At 53.9% G+C, this 16,172-nt stretch carries 15 protein-coding genes and 1 pseudogene; 10 read left to right on the top strand and 6 right to left on the bottom strand.

What is annotated here, in order from left to right:
* A partial coding sequence (locus GV818_RS30465) for an IS3 family transposase (RefSeq protein WP_161778359.1) occupies positions 1–141 on the top strand: 141 nt, incomplete at its 5' end.
* Between the two features lie 37 nt (positions 142–178).
* Positions 179–754, top strand: a complete 576-nt coding sequence (locus GV818_RS30460; protein ID WP_161778358.1) for an aminotransferase class III-fold pyridoxal phosphate-dependent enzyme — start codon at positions 179–181, stop codon at positions 752–754.
* Between the two features lie 508 nt (positions 755–1,262).
* On the opposite strand, the gene GV818_RS30455 is transcribed toward GV818_RS30460, so the two are convergent.
* The 5 genes and pseudogenes from GV818_RS30455 to GV818_RS30435 all read right to left on the bottom strand — a co-directional run.
* Positions 1,263–1,688 carry a hypothetical protein gene (locus GV818_RS30455; RefSeq protein ID WP_161778357.1) on the bottom strand — a complete coding sequence of 142 codons (426 nt, stop codon included), beginning with the start codon at positions 1,686–1,688 and terminating at the stop codon, positions 1,263–1,265.
* The gene (locus GV818_RS30450; protein ID WP_161778356.1) at positions 1,685–3,499 is read right to left on the bottom strand and encodes an integrase; all 1,815 of its coding nucleotides are present in this window, start codon (positions 3,497–3,499) and stop codon (positions 1,685–1,687) included. The genes GV818_RS30455 and GV818_RS30450 overlap by 4 nt, the downstream gene beginning before the upstream one ends.
* Positions 3,500–3,732: 233 nt before the next feature.
* The gene (locus tag GV818_RS30445; RefSeq protein ID WP_161778355.1) at positions 3,733–5,157 is read right to left on the bottom strand and encodes a hypothetical protein; all 1,425 of its coding nucleotides are present in this window, start codon (positions 5,155–5,157) and stop codon (positions 3,733–3,735) included.
* A 468-nt stretch (positions 5,158–5,625) separates the two neighbouring features.
* Positions 5,626–7,107, bottom strand: a complete 1,482-nt coding sequence (locus GV818_RS30440; RefSeq protein ID WP_161778354.1) for a site-specific integrase — start codon at positions 7,105–7,107, stop codon at positions 5,626–5,628.
* 118 nt (positions 7,108–7,225) lie between these two features.
* Positions 7,226–7,348, bottom strand: a pseudogene (locus GV818_RS30435) (NAD(P)-dependent alcohol dehydrogenase); the annotation flags it as partial.
* Between the two features lie 180 nt (positions 7,349–7,528).
* On the opposite strand from GV818_RS30435, the gene GV818_RS30430 reads away from it, so the two are divergent.
* Complete coding sequence (locus GV818_RS30430) at positions 7,529–8,419, top strand: AraC family transcriptional regulator (protein WP_161778353.1); 891 nt, start codon at positions 7,529–7,531, stop codon at positions 8,417–8,419.
* Positions 8,420–8,512: 93 nt separating this feature from the next.
* On the opposite strand, the gene GV818_RS30425 is transcribed toward GV818_RS30430, so the two are convergent.
* Positions 8,513–10,177: an electron transfer flavoprotein-ubiquinone oxidoreductase gene (locus tag GV818_RS30425; RefSeq protein WP_161753407.1), complete on the bottom strand. Its 1,665-nt coding sequence runs from the start codon at positions 10,175–10,177 to the stop codon at positions 8,513–8,515.
* A 100-nt stretch (positions 10,178–10,277) separates the two neighbouring features.
* Between GV818_RS30425 and GV818_RS30420 the strand changes: the two genes are divergently transcribed.
* From GV818_RS30420 to GV818_RS30390, 7 genes are all read left to right on the top strand, one after another.
* Positions 10,278–10,469 carry a hypothetical protein gene (locus GV818_RS30420; RefSeq protein WP_161778352.1) on the top strand — a complete coding sequence of 64 codons (192 nt, stop codon included), beginning with the start codon at positions 10,278–10,280 and terminating at the stop codon, positions 10,467–10,469.
* A 257-nt stretch (positions 10,470–10,726) separates the two neighbouring features.
* A complete protein-coding gene (locus GV818_RS30415; RefSeq protein ID WP_161753403.1) occupies positions 10,727–11,476 on the top strand; it encodes an electron transfer flavoprotein subunit beta/FixA family protein in 750 nt (249 codons plus the stop codon).
* 2 nt (positions 11,477–11,478) lie between these two features.
* Positions 11,479–12,408, top strand: coding sequence for an electron transfer flavoprotein subunit alpha/FixB family protein (locus GV818_RS30410; protein ID WP_161753401.1), 930 nt, complete (start codon positions 11,479–11,481; stop codon positions 12,406–12,408).
* 80 nt (positions 12,409–12,488) lie between these two features.
* Positions 12,489–13,313 (top strand): substrate-binding periplasmic protein, encoded by an 825-nt coding sequence (locus GV818_RS30405; RefSeq protein ID WP_161753399.1) that lies wholly within the window; start codon positions 12,489–12,491, stop codon positions 13,311–13,313.
* A 9-nt stretch (positions 13,314–13,322) separates the two neighbouring features.
* On the top strand, positions 13,323–13,679 hold the full coding sequence (locus tag GV818_RS30400; RefSeq protein ID WP_161753397.1) for a DUF4398 domain-containing protein: 357 nt from the start codon (positions 13,323–13,325) through the stop codon (positions 13,677–13,679).
* The gene (locus tag GV818_RS30395) at positions 13,676–14,488 is read left to right on the top strand and encodes an OmpA family protein (protein ID WP_161778351.1); all 813 of its coding nucleotides are present in this window, start codon (positions 13,676–13,678) and stop codon (positions 14,486–14,488) included. Before GV818_RS30400 ends, GV818_RS30395 begins: the two co-directional genes overlap by 4 nt.
* Positions 14,489–14,693: 205 nt before the next feature.
* On the top strand, positions 14,694–16,133 hold the full coding sequence (locus GV818_RS30390) for a PLP-dependent aminotransferase family protein (RefSeq protein ID WP_161753393.1): 1,440 nt from the start codon (positions 14,694–14,696) through the stop codon (positions 16,131–16,133).
* The last annotated feature ends 39 nt before the right edge of the window (positions 16,134–16,172 follow it).

The following is a 16,172-nucleotide window of genomic DNA, read 5'->3' as shown; positions in this document are numbered from 1 at the left end:
ATCCGTAAGCGCATCTACAAAACCCGTGACTTGGCCAGGGCCGATGTGTTCGATTACATCGAAGTGTTTTACAACCGTACTCGCCGTCATAGTCACTTGGGCGGCGTCAGTCCTGAGGCCTTTGAAAGCGCCTCGTTATGAGGCCGGAAAATGTCTATTGGAATGGGGGTAGTCCAATATGTTTGGTTGCCAGACGTTTGGGATCAAACCAGACGTCATGGTTTTGTCCAAGCAGCTGTCTTCGTCCTACCAACCGATTGCGGCCATATTGATCAACGACTTGGTTTATCAAGGAATTGCAGACCAAAGCCATACGATCGGAACTCTTGGTCACGGATTTACTGGCAGTGGTCATCCGGTCGCAACTGCGGTCGCTTTGGAAAACATCAAGATCATCCAGGATGAAGAGCTGGTTTGGCATGCTGCACGTATGGGAGAAATCCTGCGTGATGGCCTTCAACGGTTCGCTGATCACCCACTGGTGGGGGAGATTCGTGGCGTTGGCTTGATCGCTGCGGTGGAGTTGGTTGCTGATAAGGAAACAAAAGCGCCGTTTGAAACTGGGGGGCGCTTGGGACGGTACCTGTCGGCACGAGCTCAGGATCTGGGCATGATCAGCCGCGCGATGGGCGACGCTGTCGCTTTTTGCCCTCCGTTAATTTCCAAAGAAGAAGACATCCAAGCCATCCTGAAATGCTTTGAGGAATCATTGGATGCAACTTGGCAGTGGTTCCAAGCTGGCCAAGTTAAATAACAGCAAGAACCTTTCGCAAGCGTCTGTCGATCAGGGCTAAGTACCAATTGTTTACCTACGGTACTAGCCCCGATCACAGGATTGAGAAGCCCCAGGAGTATTCCTGCGTTGATAGCAGTTGCTTAGTGCTAATTTCTGCAGTGACGCTATGAGTGCTTGTCATGTTCAGTGTTTCGATTCTCCTCAAAATCATTCTCCTGTCTGGCATAGCCGACCAACAATTGCATATGGTCGAGCGATTCAAAGTCTAGTACTTTTCCATGTTTGTCTTGCAAGGGGCGCGGACTATCTACTGAAACCCCGTTCATTAGTTGTGTGATGAGTGATCTTGGTAACTACGTGCTGTATCTGATTATTTTTTCGTCGCCATTGGTGCGACCTTGAACGACAGGGAGGGGATTGGGGCTGAATTTATGGCAGGTATCCACACGCTCGGTCTGACGAGCCAGCGATATGAGATAGAGGGGGCGCAGCAATACCAGAGAGGACATTAATTAAAGGAAAAGAGCTAAGGCTCACTCTGAATTTTTTGAACATTACGGTAACTTTTTAGCTCCAATTCCAGAGTGCGTACTCTTTCGACAAGTTGAAGGTTTTGAGCAATTATCTTTTGCGTAAGGTCATGAAGGTATTGTATTTCAAAGTCTTTCTGCTCTGATTTTTTCAATACCTGGGTGAAGCGTGTCAGATTAGTTGAGGAATCGGATTTTAGGCGCTTGCGATAGCTATTAATTTCATCAATTAGATGTATGTGAATTTGACGGGATTTTTTGAGATATCCCCGGTCGAAACCAGCCTCTACACTCACAGTTCCTGGTGTTATTTTTGACGAAGGAAGACCTATATGCGCGGGATGTTCCGGCTTTCCGGCTTTCAAACGTTCAAAGCCAGCGCGGCAAGCCTCCACTCCATTTTTATACGCTGCTTTGTTCAAGGCTTGTTTTCTTTTTTCTTGTGTTTCGTGTGAAAGATTTTCATCTTACTTAGCTCTTCTTTTAAAATCTGATGCTCACCAGTACCGGGATGATAAATAAGCAACTCGCGTTCGGAGTTTTCAATTTCAGCCCCCAGTTTATCTAAGGAGATCGCAGCGCCGTCACATGTTAAACAAGTGCTAACTTGGCCAAGCATATATGTCTCACAGTCACCAGTTTTTGTGCAAGATCCGAGAAAGGTGCTACGGTGACTCAACTCTCCAGATTGGACTCTCTTTGTTGTATCCTTTCGGAACTCGATAACGCTAATCTGGTTTGAGGCGATTCGCTCCCTCTGAGCCTGAATCTGAGCACCGCCACCACCGTACAATTGCATCTCCCCTAGGACGTCAGCTATCAGTTCATAAGCCATTTGCATTGGAATGGCCAGTTGAAACTCGTAAAGGAAGTGAGTGTGGGGTAGGATAAATTCGCCGGTTTTGGGGTCGTAGCTACCGAAGATGGTCTTTATTCTTTCAAAGTTGTTTGAGTAATATCTGGCGAGCTGTTTCGTGAAATGCTTGAATTGCTTGGATAAGCTCGGCAGTGATAGGAAGCCACTACTGCTGCCGTACAGCGCTAGAGATCGGCGAAGTTGATGTGTGCTAAGTGGCCAGGGCTTACCAACCTCAAATCCATCCTGTGCAAGAAAAACTCGGCTGGGATCAGACAGATCAAGTTCTGCTAAGTCGGCTTGGGAGATCGTAAGCCGTTTCATAAAAGCAGGTTGAGAAGGGTATTCAATAATCGCCGGTCGCGGAGCAGATTCTAGGCTTCGGATAACACCAGAGCTGGTGAATAGATGTAAGGATTCCGGCGGTACACCATGTATTTTGGCCAGCCCTCGGCAGACGGCCTGTGCAATCCGTACTGCTCTCACCACCTCCGAAGTCGCGAGCCAAGCTGCTTCTTGGCGATATCCTGTGTATTTGGTTGTGGTTGAGATGACATTGATGATCAATTCTGGATCTCGTAAGAGTCCATAGTCGTCGAAGGTTGCAGGCTCAATCTCTTCCTTTGCAATACAGTCGTAAGGTAGGCGTCCGACTTCTTGATCGCGCATGCCTGTGTAAAGATGAATTGTGTACTTGGCAAGGTGCTGAATGGTGGTCAGGAGTACGGTGAAGCGTTGGCGTGAGTCGCAGAAATAGTCGTCGGTGAATAGACTTCCCAAGTTATGGGAAGCTACTGCTACGCTAAAGTCCGGTTTCAATTCTACAGTAGTATTTCTAGAAATTTTATGCTGAGTCCGGTAATCAACCCCATAGCAACGGTCTGCAAATGCAGTGATGAACTCCTCAAGTTTTGATGTCAGAGGTGCGAGCTTGTCAAGGTCTGCGCTCAGCCCATTTATGAGATTGATATACAACATGGTCGGAATTGCTGGGTGCTGCTTGGCTTTAGCCGGAGCAGGTACGTCAAAGGTGTCAATGGAGCTGATAACCATATAGCCAAGGTTCGAGCTTCCCATCGATGCCATTCGATTTAATATTTTCAATACATTCCGTTGTTGTGTGGGGCGGGATTTTAGCTCCTTTAGAATCGCAGCCATGTAAATTGGAGTAGTGAATATGTCTTTGAAACTAAGTGTTCCGACCAGCTCATTCCCTTTCATTTTATAACAAAATTTACCAATAAGTCGCAGTGTATTACAGTAGTCAAGTATTGAGGACGGCGAAATAGATCCGCCGAAACCTGTCGATGCATAATACATGAAACAAAATGCTAGATACTGTGCCTCTTCAACTATTCCTCGCTGCTCGGTATTCATCTCGTCGCCAAAGTACTTGTCAAATCTAATTTTGGACATGTATCTGGCGCTTAATCTCAGTGGGTTAATATCCCAAATGTATTGTCCATAGACCGCTGTCGGTATGCCTGACTTATCGCGGCATATAATGAAGTCCGGCGATGGGCGAGCGCCGGGTTCGACATAACCCTCTAGGGGGCGGATTTGATCGCCCAGCGAGTCGGCATTGGTAGGCTCGTCGTTGTCCGCGCTCCTCATAGAATACCCATGCGCTCGTAACGCTGTAGTCTTGACTCCCAAAACGGAGTGAGCTCGCCCAGCACAAAGACTCGGTGCTTGACCTTTTCAACCATTGCCATGGTGTGAGCTGATTTAGACGCAATAGCACTTATAATCTCGGACAAGCGAATGTTCAGATCTTTGAATAGTCGAGTGGTTAGCGCACTTGCTACAGAGATTGCTCTCACACTTTCAATGACATACTTTAAGCTCAGTAACTTGAACGTATCCTCTTCATCGGCGTGACAGGAATAGTGCATGCAGTACAGGCAGCCAAGCTGCGATTCACATACTGGCTGAATCGGAATAAGTTGTTCTTTTGGCTCTGGATGATTGATATTGTCGCAATGCCCAGCGGCAATTGACTGCGTTCCAGATGCATCGCGGTCTCGTATGAGTTCCGCTGTTTTTCGTACAGCTGCCCAGTAATTACCAAATTCCCTACGTTGGCCATCGACCGATGGATGCGAATAGTGTCGAATATTAACCTCTTCAGTATGGTTAAGTACCTCGGAGACTACAGGCAGGGAATGCTCGATTTCATGAAGTACTACACTTTTTATTTTGCGGGCAAGCTTCGGTGGGATGTTGGCGGTAGACGGTTCAAAATAAAGGTCGCGTACCCTTGGCCATAGAGTAGATTGGAATTTCTTGGACAATCCCGTTATGCTATTTAAGCCGGCGCCATGGCCAATAAAGAGTTGGCTGATTTGTTCGCCACGTACAACCCAAGCCCGGAACTTTAGGTATTCGCGAAGCAGTTTTAGTCCTGTTTTTCGTCCGACGGTATATTTCGTAACCCGACCATTTGCCCGCAGCTTAATAGCCTTCAGCTGTTTTCTGAGCGTGTCCTCAGTGATGGTAATTCCTTCTTCGTAGTCAAATTGAGATAATTCTTTTGCAGAGGCTGCAGTAATATAGATGAACAGATTTGCATACGCCTGCAAGGCTAGGGATGCTAGCTGATTCCTGGCGCGGCAGTACGGGTTGTTGTTTGCGAGACTTAAAGTTTTGCGAACTCCCTTAAGGCGGTTGAGTGCGTCATTTTTTTCAAGCCGATAAATGCTAACTAAGCTTTCGACAGTTCTAAGGGTGCACGTCGCATCGTCAATCGTCACAACCTCATGTTTTTTCTTATCTGTGCTGATTGGCCTTGTTATGTAAGGGAGGAAGCAAGATCGCTGTCCTCCGATCTCCAGTATAAAAGGAAATGGCTCTACGTCCATCAGAGCTTTGGAAAGTTTTTGAGCTAAGTCTAGTAAAACTCTCACTTGAGATCGGATGATCTGCTCTTGAGGTATATTGCCCTCAATAAATCTGTTGTATCTTAATGTGATGACTCCAGCAGTTATTGAGGTGGCAAGCTCAGTTCCAAACTTAAGCTCAATCAGGCGCTTCATGATTGATTGCAGAGTCGAGCATCTAATCGGGCCCAGTTCTTCAGTTGTGTGAAGTTTGTGTCTGAGTTCATTCGTGTAGTTTAAATATACACGCCGGCTTTGCGTCGGGCTGACAAAAATATCATGGTGGTTAGTTGTGTCGCACCAGTCGATAATTGTCCTTATGTTGCTCAAGAAAGGGTATATGCTTGACTCGCTATTAAATGCAGTAGGGATGACGTCGAAAATGGCTTCAATCAGTTCGATGCGTTCATGTCTCAATGACATTAGATCAACTGGAGTCGGCTCGCCAGAAGGTCTTGTGGTTTTCCGGGAGATTGGAATGTACCTAATTGAATATGCAAGCGCGCCTATATCAAAGGGAACTGCCACTACCTCTGGGAGGTGTACCCTAGCTAATTCAGGATGCGTAATTACATCGGTTAGCTCTGAGACTAAGTAAGTATTGGTTTTTCGAGTGGATAGCATTTAGGCTAGCTTTTTATTGTCATGGTTTTGGAGCATGCCTTCGCCACCCATAAGCCAATCTTCCCAACCCTCTTGCGCTGCCAGATTCTCGTTGAACATCTTGAATAGTTTTAGATAGTGCTCCGTAGTCTCACGATAACTGTGGCTGAGCCTGATCTGTATAATTGAAATTTGATCACTGCTCCCGAGACGTCCGGAATCCACCAATGGCTGTAAGTATTGGTAGAGTTGGAAGGCGAATGTCGCTCTTAACCAATGAAAAGTGAAGTCCTTTGGGAATGTACTTCCTGAATACTTCAGGATCTTTCGCTTTATTGTCGTGGTTACTTGGCCCTTGGCAGGCGTTTTTATGAAGGGGTAGTTGGGGTCATCTTTGGATACGTAGTAGGAATTTCCTTGCTCAGACAGAAATAAATAAACGTCTTCACGCTTCCATTGAGAGCCAATTGGCCCGGATGCTGCCAAGTCCATAAATTTTTTTTGTCGTTTGGAAGCGGTGGGGCTTTTTGCCCAGATTGACAATCGTGAGGCGAGTGCTTTCGGAATATAAATCGTCAAGGCTTTGCTATGCTTAGTGTCGATTCCGGTGCCAGGGCCGCACTTAACTGCATAGGTGTTATCGCGTCTTAGGTTCTCTTCAGTGAACTGTGCAAGGTGTTTAAGTCGTAGTGTCAATACTGTCTGTTTACGAGCCCCGGTCATCAGGGCGGTATCAACTATTAAACGATCTTGCACCCGCCATTTGTGCTTAGTAAGGGAGTCTTGCAGCATTTTCAATTGCTGGTTCGTTAGCGGCCGAAGGTCTTCGCCTTCATCTCTTACCGTACCTATGTCGGGTTGAACCGTAGGTGCTGTGCTTAGAGTTTGACTTCGTCTTACGCGTTCAATTAAAAATGAACCTTTGGCTGTAGAAGCAAATGATTTGAACGTGCGGACGGTGTCTACGCGCTCCATGTCGATGGAGTGCCAATAGCGAGACACATATTTGTAGAAGTTGTAGACGGCGCCGGTGTATTGGTTGGTGACGCGGCTGCTTCGCTTGCTTTGGTTCTTCAGATAATTGAAGTACTTATAGGTCGGCCGGTGAGAAGGACGCTTCCCTGAAAAGTCTTTCCAGTCGATGCCTTGTGATTCGCAGAAGATCAAATAATCGAGGAGTTCCGCGGCAATTCGCCTTGCTTGATCCGTTGGACGTTCATTGGGATGCTGATCCTGAATAATGTGATAGAGGTAGGAGTTAGCTTCTATCCAAGGTGTACCGTCCTTGTGAAACAAGAAGGGAAAGTTATAGGCGTTCTTTAAATGATCATCTGCTCCAACTTCATCTTCACGGTAAATCTCCCGCGAAGTTTCACAACCATGCAGTGGCTCAGTCACGGCCCCAGGAAGGCAAACGGTTGCGTACACCGTCGCGAATATGTTGGGCACGGAGGGTACGAGGACAATCCTGCCTTCATGTGTGGAATTTATATATGAAGCCATTGTGCTCGTCGTGCCTACTAGGTTTGTAGTCAAGGCTAGACGTTACGCCTGGGTTGTCAATTCTACGGTCAACCCACGCGATACATGATGCAGTCAATCAGCTAGGGTTACATGTTGGGCAGACGCCGCAGTAGAGGATCTCGATGGCGACGTCGTCCGCACGTGGACTGCGTCGCTGGAAGCTCATGGGGGCGAGGGGAGTGGTGGCCGATTGGGTGGCATAACCGATGGCGGTGTACATGGTGAACCTCGCAAAAGCGCTGACAAGTGAGGCGAGGCATTTTCGGCGCCGAGCGTCGCTGCAGCCATGGCGATTCCTCGGCATGTCATGCCTATTCCTCCGTCATTGGCGGTTTTTGCGCGGCATTGGCCAGCAGACCTGCGATGATGTTTTCATCCCTTTTTCCGTGAAGTTTTCCCCATGCTGCTGACCCGTCACCTCGACGCCAATGCCCCTCTGGTTTCGTTGCTCCAGCCCCTTGCCAGTCGTGAGGGCTTTATCCCCACTGCATTGCCTGGGGTGCAGGTGCTGCGGGCCAGCCGTGATGTGGCCCGGGGACCACAGATCTACGAGCCGAGCCTGATGATCATCGTTCAGGGCAGCAAGCTGGCCTACCTGGGTACGCGGACCCTGGAGTACGGTGCCGGGCATTACCTGATCCAGGCGCTGTCGGTGCCCTTCGAATGCGAAACCTTTGCCTTGCCCAATGCGCCGCTGTTGGGGGTTTCGATTGCCATCGATCGGGCGATGTTGGGGGAACTGGTACTGGCCATGGGCATCACCGAGGGTCGCACGGTTTCGGCGCAGACCCTGGAGTCCATGACCTCGGCGGTGCTCGATGACGCCATGCGCGGGTGCGTGGAGCGGTTGCTGCGCTGCCTGCACGATCCTCTGGAGTGCAAGATCATGGGTGCTTCAAGGGTGCGAGAGTTGCTGTTCGCCGCCTTGCGCGGGCCCCAGGCCGATGCGTTACGGGCACTGGTGGAGCAGCAGGGGCAATTCGCCCGGGTGGCGGCGTCGCTCAATCACCTGCACGAACATTACACCGAACCGTTGAATGTCGAGACCCTGGCCCGTTGCGCCAACATGAGTACTTCGACCTTTCATGAGCACTTCAAGCGCAGCACCTTGCTGTCGCCGGTGCAGTACCTCAAGCGCCTGCGGTTGCTCAAGGCCCAGCAGTTGCTGTTGGGGGAGGGGTTGGGCGTGGCCCAGGTGGCGCATCGAGTGGGGTATCAGAGTACGTCGCAGTTCAGTCGTGAGTACAAGCGCTACTTCGAGCGTAATCCGGGTGATGAACGCACGGCTTGAAATCGCTGCTCGCAGGTAGGCGTTGGCTTGCCAGCGAATCGCAAGCATAAAAAAGGCCCCCTTCATTGGGAGCCTCTTTGGCGCAGCGGTGACTTACATGTTCGGGTAAGTCGGGCCGCCGGAGCCTTCCGGAGTGACCCAGGTGATGTTCTGCGCAGGATCCTTGATGTCGCAGGTCTTGCAGTGCACGCAGTTCTGCGAGTTGATCTGGAAGCGCTTCTCGCCGTCTTCCTGGGTGATCACTTCATACACGCCGGCCGGGCAGTAACGCTGAGCCGGCTCATCGTACAGCGGTAGGTTGCGGCCCAACGGAATGCTCGGGTCGGTCAGCTTCAGGTGGCAAGGCTGTTCTTCTTCATGGTTGGTGCCGGAGATGAACACCGAGCTCAACTTGTCGAAGCTCAGCTTGCCGTCGGGTTTCGGGTAGTCGATCTTCGTGCAGTCCTTGGCCAGCTTCAGGCAGGCGTAGTCCGGCTTGGTGTCGTGCAGAGTGAACGGCATTTTGCCGCCGAGGATGTTCTGGTCGAACCAGTTGAAGCCGGCGCCGATGATCGGGCCGAACTTGTGCATGGCCGGGCCGAAGTTGCGGCTGGCGAACAGCTCTTCATACAGCCAGCTGGCCTTGAACGAGTCGACATAGCTCTTGAGCTCGTCGGCGCCTTCGGAACCGGCGAACAGCGAGTCGGCTACCGCATCGGCGGCCAGCATGCCGGACTTCATCGCGGTGTGGCTGCCCTTGATCTTGGCCACGTTCATGGTGCCCAGGTCGCAACCGATCAGTGCGCCACCCTTGAAGACCATCTTCGGCAGCGAATTGATACCGCCCTTGGCCAGTGCGCGGGCGCCGTAGCTGATGCGTTTGCCGCCTTCCAGGTATTGCTTGAGCACCGGGTGATGCTTGAGACGCTGGAACTCGTCGAACGGCGACAGGTAAGTGTTGGCGTAGGACAGGTCGACGATCAGGCCCACCACCACCTGGTTGTTTTCCAGGTGATAGAGGAAGGAGCCGCCGGTGTTCTCGTTGCTCATGATGTCCAGCGGCCAGCCGGCGGTGTGCACCACCAGGCCCGGTTGGTGCTTGGCCGGATCGATTTCCCAGATTTCCTTGAGGCCGATGCCGTAATGCTGGGCGTCGGCGTCGCTGTCCAGGTTGAACTGCTTGATCAGCTGCTTGCCGATATGACCACGGCAGCCTTCGGCGAACAGGGTGTATTTGCCGCGCAGTTCCATGCCTGGGGTATAGAGACCTTCCTTTGGATGGCCTTCACGGTCGACACCCAGGTCACCGGTGATGATCCCGCGGACCACGCCGTTTTCGTCGATCAGGGCTTCCTGGGCGGCGAAGCCCGGGTAGATTTCCACGCCCAGGTTCTCGGCCTGCTGGGCCAGCCAGCGGCACAGGTTGCCCAGGGAGATGATGTAGTTGCCTTCGTTGTGCATGGTCTTGGGCACAAAGAAGTCTGGAACCTTGGTGGCGGCTTCACCGCTGCGCAGGACATAGATGTCGTCGCGGGTCACGGGGGTGTTTAGCGGGGCGCCCAGTTCTTTCCAATCCGGGAACAATTCGTTCAGGGCCCGAGGTTCGAACACGGCACCGGAAAGGATGTGAGCACCGACTTCGGAGCCTTTTTCAACCACGCAGACGCTGATTTCCTTACCGGCTTCAGCGGCCTTCTGCTTAAGGCGGCAAGCGGCGGACAAGCCTGCGGGGCCGGCACCGACGATGACCACGTCGAATTCCATGTATTCGCGTTCCACTAGGCTATCTCCTACTCAAGGCTCAACGGTTTTTTCTAATTGGAGGTTTGGCGTTGCATCCGCGCTTTCTCCCATCACACATGGGGGGGGGGAGGTGAGGATGGCCGACCTTTCTCTCTGGGCGGCGCATTATATCTACACCACTCTCAGCGTCCAATACAAACGTTTGTTTGAATTTGTCGCAGCCCAGATAAATCAAAGAAGCGCGGCTCATGAACGGCTATTTTGCCGTATTGACCGGAAAAGGCGTTCCGGTCAAGATACGGTCGGTTTTGCGCTCGCCGTAGGCTGACTGTTGGTTTCAAGAGCACCTCTAAAGACAGGGCAAAGGCAGTAAAGGTGACGCACCGCGCAGCTTGAAAGTGCGCAGTTTACACGCCGCGATAATGAATGACTCGTCGGTCACCACTGACGAACGGTCATCACCCCGTGAGCAAGGTCAACCTGATGTGCGCCAGCGTTTTTGGAGGTGCCCTTGTGCCGATGAGCATCAACCGCCAGGTTCTCGCCTAGGCGACTTTCTTTTCACCGGAGAGTAACGAGGAATCCATGAAGGTTCTTGTAGCTGTCAAACGAGTGGTCGACTATAACGTCAAGGTTCGCGTCAAAGCGGACAACTCCGGCGTCGACCTCGCCAACGTCAAGATGTCGATGAACCCTTTCTGCGAAATCGCAGTGGAAGAAGCCGTACGCCTGAAAGAGAAAGGCGTGGCGACTGAAATCGTCGTCGTCTCCATCGGCCCGTCCACCGCTCAAGAGCAGCTGCGTACCGCGCTGGCTCTGGGTGCTGACCGTGCCATCCTCGTCGAATCTGCCGATGAACTGAACTCCCTGGCCGTGGCCAAGCTGCTCAAGGCTGTGGTCGACAAGGAACAGCCACAGCTGGTGATCCTCGGCAAGCAGGCCATCGATAGTGACAACAACCAGACCGGCCAGATGCTGGCTGCATTGAGCGGCTACGGTCAGGGCACTTTCGCTTCCAAAGTCGAAGTCAACGGCGACAGCGTTGCTGTAACCCGCGAAGTCGACGGCGGTGCGCAGACGGTTTCGCTGAAGCTGCCGGCCATCGTCACCACCGACCTGCGTTTGAACGAGCCGCGCTACGCGTCCCTGCCAAACATCATGAAAGCCAAGAAGAAGCCTCTTGAAGTGCTGACTCCTGATGCTTTGGGCGTTTCCACCGCCTCCACCAACAAGACCCTGAAAGTCGAAGCGCCGGCTGCACGCAGCGCGGGCATCAAGGTCAAGTCGGTGGCTGAACTGGTCGAGAAACTGAAAAACGAAGCGAAGGTAATCTAATCATGACTATCTTGGTAATCGCTGAACACGACAACAAGGCGCTGGCTCCGGCCACGCTGAACACCGTGGCTGCGGCCGCGAAAATCGGTGGCGACATCCACGTGCTGGTTGCAGGCCTGGGCGTTGGCGCCGTGGCTGAAGCGGCTGCGAAAGTGGCTGGCGTGGCTAAAGTGCTGGTGGCTGATAACGCCGCTTACGCGCACCAGTTGCCGGAAAACGTTGCTCCGCTGGTAGTAGAGCTGGGCGCTGGCTACAGCCACATCCTGGCTGCCGCGACCTCCAACGGTAAAAACATCCTGCCGCGGGTTGCCGCTCAGCTGGATGTTGATCAGATCTCCGAGATCATCTCGGTTGAAAGCGCTGATACCTTCAAGCGTCCGATCTATGCCGGTAACGCAATCGCTACTGTGCAATCGAGCGCTGCGGTAAAAGTCATCACCGTCCGCGCTACCGGTTTCGACCCGGTTGCCGGTGAAGGTGGTTCGGCTGCGGTTGAAGCTGTATCTGTTGCCAAGGATGCGGGTACTTCCAGCTTTGTTGGCGAAGAGCTGGCCAAGTCCGATCGTCCTGAGCTGACTGCTGCCAAGATCGTCGTTTCCGGCGGCCGCGGCATGCAGAACGGCGACAACTTCAAGCACCTGTACGCCCTGGCCGACAAGCTCGGCGCAGCTGTCGGCGCTTCCCGTGCGGCGGTCGACGCAGGTTTCGTACCCAACGACATGCAGGTCGGCCAGACCGGCAAGATCGTTGCGCCACAGCTGTACATCGCCGTCGGTATTTCCGGTGCGATCCAGCATTTGGCCGGTATGAAAGATTCCAAGGTGATCGTTGCGATCAACAAGGACGAAGAAGCACCGATCTTCCAGGTGGCTGATTACGGCTTGGTGGCGGACTTGTTCGAAGCGGTACCCGAGTTGGAGAAGCTGGTCTAATCCGGCGGCTTCACTTATAAAGAGCCCGGCCCTTTGGCCGGGTTTTTTTTGTCTGCTGTTTGCTGGGGGAGAGTTTTGCCATGGATCTGCGCCGCATGAGTGGCTGGTCAGCACTGTTGGGCCTGACGTTGTTGCCGTCGCTGTCGATGGCTGCGGGCAAGTGCGAGCGGCTGGTGGTTACGGGCAGTCCTGATGCGCCGCCTTACTTGTGGCGTGACCCGCAAAATCCCAAGCATCTGATGGGTGCCAGCGCCGACCTGTTACAGCAGGTAGCGGGGGAGATGGGGTTGAAGGTCGAGTTGCTGTACGCCGGCAAACGCTCCGAGGCTCTGGAGGAAGTACGTACCGGGCGCATGGACCTGCTTGCCGATGCGCCGTTGACCCTGGATGAGCTGGAGTCCCTGGACTACATCCATCCGGCCCTGGTGCAGAACGACTACCTGGTCTGGACCCGCAAGGATTCGACCCTGAGCTACACCCAGCCGGCGGATCTTGCTGGGCATCCTGGCGCTGTATCGGAAAAGGCCCGGTTGACCCAGCCTTTTGTCGCTATGGCCAAGGACCACTTGCAGCTCAAGCGCCTACCGAACCTGACCCAGGTCTTTCAGACCTTGCTTCTGGGAGAGGTGGATTATGTCCTGGCGCCGCGTTATGCCGGCATGGCCATGGCCCAGTCCTTGGGCATGGAAGCGGATCTGGCAGCGTTTCCCCAACCTATCGACAAACCGGGACTGTTTCTCGCGCTCTCCCACAACTCGGCCTGCAATGACCCATGGTTGCGCGGACAGTTGGCAAAAAAGATGACAGAATTGCCGGCGTCCGGTCTGACGGAGGCCTTGCTGCAGCGCAATCTTGAGCGCTGGAAGGCCCAGTTGCAGCAACCCGTCAACAGCCCAAAACCGTAGGAATCTTGTGTGACTATTCGACCTCTTTTCGCTGCCGTGGCCCTGTTGGCCATGGCGGGTTGTGCAACCGATCCAGCACCCAACGAGCAGATGCGCCTCACTGCCCAGGCGTTGGAGCAAGCCAAGGCCGTTGGGGCTTCTAGCGAGGATGTGCCTGAGTTGAAACTGGCCGAAGACAAGTTCTCCCGAGCCCAGGGCAACATGCAGGATGAGTCCTACAAGAAGGCGCGGATGCGTGCCGAGCAGGCCGAACTGGATGCACGCTTGGCCGAGGCCAAAGTCCTGACCCAGAAGAGCCAGGAGCAGGTAGACGTACTCAATACCCGCATCACTCGCCTGCGCAAGCAATTGGGAGATGCCCAATGAAGCTCTTCAAACCCATGTTCGGCGCTACAGTGCTGTTGGCCTGCGCCAGTCTCTATGGCTGTGCCGGTCAGCACAGCGAGGAAGCCTTGCAGCAAGCCAGTGTCGACTTCCAGAAGGTCAAGGAAGATTCCAATGTGCTGCGTATAGCGCCCAAGGACGTAATCCGCGCCGGTGAGTCCCTGGCCCGTGCCGATCGCCTGTCGACCTATTGGGGCAGTGGTAGCGACGTTGAGCACTATGCCTATCTGAGCCGTCGTTACAGCGAAATTGCTCGCGAACACACCGAGCAGATGTTGAATCAGGAACGCGCGGCCAAGCTTGAGCTGGAGCGCCAGCGCCTGCAACTGGCCCTGCGTGAAGCCAAGCTGCTGAGCGTGCAGCAGCAGGGCAAATGGTTGGAAGAGCAGATCATCAGCCTGGCCACCACCCAGACTGATCGTGGCCTGGTGATGACCCTGGGCGACGTGCTGTTCGATACCGGGGAGGCGGAGCTGAAGAATTCGGCCAACCGTACTGTGCTCAAGGTGGTGCAATTTCTCCAGCTCAACCCCAAGCGCGTGGTGCGTATCGAGGGTTACACCGACAATACCGGCGAGCGCCAGAGCAATCTGCAACTGTCCCGGGATCGCGCCCAAGCGGTGGCGGATGTGCTGGTGGACCTGGGGATCGATGAGAAGCGGATCCAGGTCGAGGGTTATGGCGACGACTATCCGGTTGAAGCCAATGCCTCCGAACGAGGCCGGGCGCAGAACCGTCGGGTAGAAATCGTCTTCTCTGACGAAAAGGGCCAGCTCGGCGCTTCTCGCTGAAACCAACCTGTTGCCCTGGGAAAACCCGACGCCTCGCAAGCGTCGGGTTTTTTTATGCCTGCCACGGGGTTCGCAAAAACCCTACAGTTCTACTTTTCACTGCCCCACATCCTCGACTATTGTAGAAACTGTCCCAGTACACTTCTAAACTGTGCCGGTATTGTTTCACACAAGAATAAAACGCCGTGAAATCGAGTGCTGCGCAATGACCAATCTCTTGCTCTATCAACGTATCGCTCAGCAGTTGGCTGAGGATATTCGCCGTGGTGTCTACCAGCCGGGCGAGCGTGTACCGTCGGTGCGCAAGATGAGCTCGCAGCTCAATGTCAGCCACGCCACGGTGCTCCAGGCTTACGCCAACCTGGAGGATCAGGGGTTGATCCGTGCGCGCCCACAGTCGGGTTACTACGTGCACCAGACGCCGGCGCTGACCGCGTCGACGCCGGACATCGCTCGGGTCGAGCGCCCGGGACTGGTGACCCGCAGCAGTATTATCCAGCAGGTGTTGGTGGAATCCCGTCGCGAAGGGGTCTTTCCTCTGGGCGCTGCGGTACCCAGCGTCGACTACCTGCCGGTGCGGGCGCTGCACCAGCAATTGGCCAAGGTCACGCGTTTTCATAGCCCTCGGGCATTCAGCTATATGTTCAGTCCGGGGTTCGAGCCCTTGCGGCGCCAGGTGGCAATTCGCATGCGCGATGCCGGGGTGGTGGTCGATCCTTCGGAAGTGGTGATCACCCACGGTTGCGTGGATGCGCTACAGATGTCGCTGCGGGTGCTGACCCGGCCGGGTGATCTGATTGCCGCGGAGTCGCCGACCTACTACGGCTTGTTGCAACTGGCGGACCTGCTGGGGCTCAAGGTCATCGAGATTCCCAGCGATCCCTCTACCGGCATGAGTCTTGAGGCCTTGCAGCTGGCGGCCAACCAATGGTCGATCAAGGCCCTGGTGCTGACCACGCGCCTGAGCAACCCCCTGGGCGGCACCATGCCGGAAGAGCGGCAGAAGCAACTGCTGCGCCTGGCTTCGGACTTTGATATCCAGGTGGTCGAGGACGATATCTACGGCGAGTTGATGTTCGAGGTGGGGCGCACCAAGGCCCTCAAGGCCTATGACCGCCTGGATCGGGTGATCTACTGTTCGAGCTTTTCCAAGACCCTGTCGCCGGGAGTACGCATCGGCTGGATGATCGCCGGCAAGTATCAGCAGGAGATCCAGCGCCTGCAGACTTTCAGTACCCATTCGGCGTGCAGCGTGACTCAGATGGGCGTCGCGGCCTATCTGGAGAACGGTGGTTATGACCGGCATCTGCGCTACATTCGCCAGGAATACCGCAAGAACCTCAGTGCCTTTCAACTGGCGGTGCAGCAGTACTTTCCTGAGGGTACGCAGATCACTCGGCCCAATGGGGGGTTCATCTTGTGGGTCAGCCTGCCGGGCCGGGTCAACACCCAGGAGCTGCATGTGCGCGCCTTGCAGCAAGGCATCAGTATTGCCCCCGGATTGATATTCAGTAACACCGAGCAATTCAATCACTGTGTGCGCTTGAACTGTGGCACTCCCTGGAACCGTGAAGCCGAACGAGCGTTGATGACCTTGGGAATGCTTGCCAGCCAGTTATGCCAGGAAGCGGCCGGCGGATTTTAAACAATCAAGCCCCGTGCTTGTCATGGGGCTTGCAACAAG

The sequence above is a fragment of the Pseudomonas sp. Fl4BN1 genome (genome assembly GCF_009908285.1).
Classification (GTDB): domain Bacteria; phylum Pseudomonadota; class Gammaproteobacteria; order Pseudomonadales; family Pseudomonadaceae; genus Aquipseudomonas.
This window is presented reverse-complemented; position numbering and strand designations above follow the sequence as displayed.

Excerpts from the sequence above, each read along its gene's own strand:
- GV818_RS30460 (WP_161778358.1), top strand. The coding sequence starts at position 179 with ATGTTTGGTTGCCAGACGTTTGGGATCAAACCAGACGTCATGGTTTTG.
- GV818_RS30450 (WP_161778356.1), bottom strand. The coding sequence starts at position 3,499 with ATGAATACCGAGCAGCGAGGAATAGTTGAAGAGGCACAGTATCTAGCA.
- GV818_RS30445 (WP_161778355.1), bottom strand. The coding sequence starts at position 5,157 with ATGAAGCGCCTGATTGAGCTTAAGTTTGGAACTGAGCTTGCCACCTCA.
- GV818_RS30440 (WP_161778354.1), bottom strand. The coding sequence starts at position 7,107 with ATGGCTTCATATATAAATTCCACACATGAAGGCAGGATTGTCCTCGTA.
- GV818_RS30430 (WP_161778353.1), top strand. The coding sequence starts at position 7,529 with ATGCTGCTGACCCGTCACCTCGACGCCAATGCCCCTCTGGTTTCGTTG.
- GV818_RS30420 (WP_161778352.1), top strand. The coding sequence starts at position 10,278 with ATGGCCGACCTTTCTCTCTGGGCGGCGCATTATATCTACACCACTCTC.
- GV818_RS30415 (WP_161753403.1), top strand. The coding sequence starts at position 10,727 with ATGAAGGTTCTTGTAGCTGTCAAACGAGTGGTCGACTATAACGTCAAG.
- GV818_RS30410 (WP_161753401.1), top strand. The coding sequence starts at position 11,479 with ATGACTATCTTGGTAATCGCTGAACACGACAACAAGGCGCTGGCTCCG.
- GV818_RS30405 (WP_161753399.1), top strand. The coding sequence starts at position 12,489 with ATGGATCTGCGCCGCATGAGTGGCTGGTCAGCACTGTTGGGCCTGACG.
- GV818_RS30395 (WP_161778351.1), top strand. The coding sequence starts at position 13,676 with ATGAAGCTCTTCAAACCCATGTTCGGCGCTACAGTGCTGTTGGCCTGC.
- GV818_RS30390 (WP_161753393.1), top strand. The coding sequence starts at position 14,694 with ATGACCAATCTCTTGCTCTATCAACGTATCGCTCAGCAGTTGGCTGAG.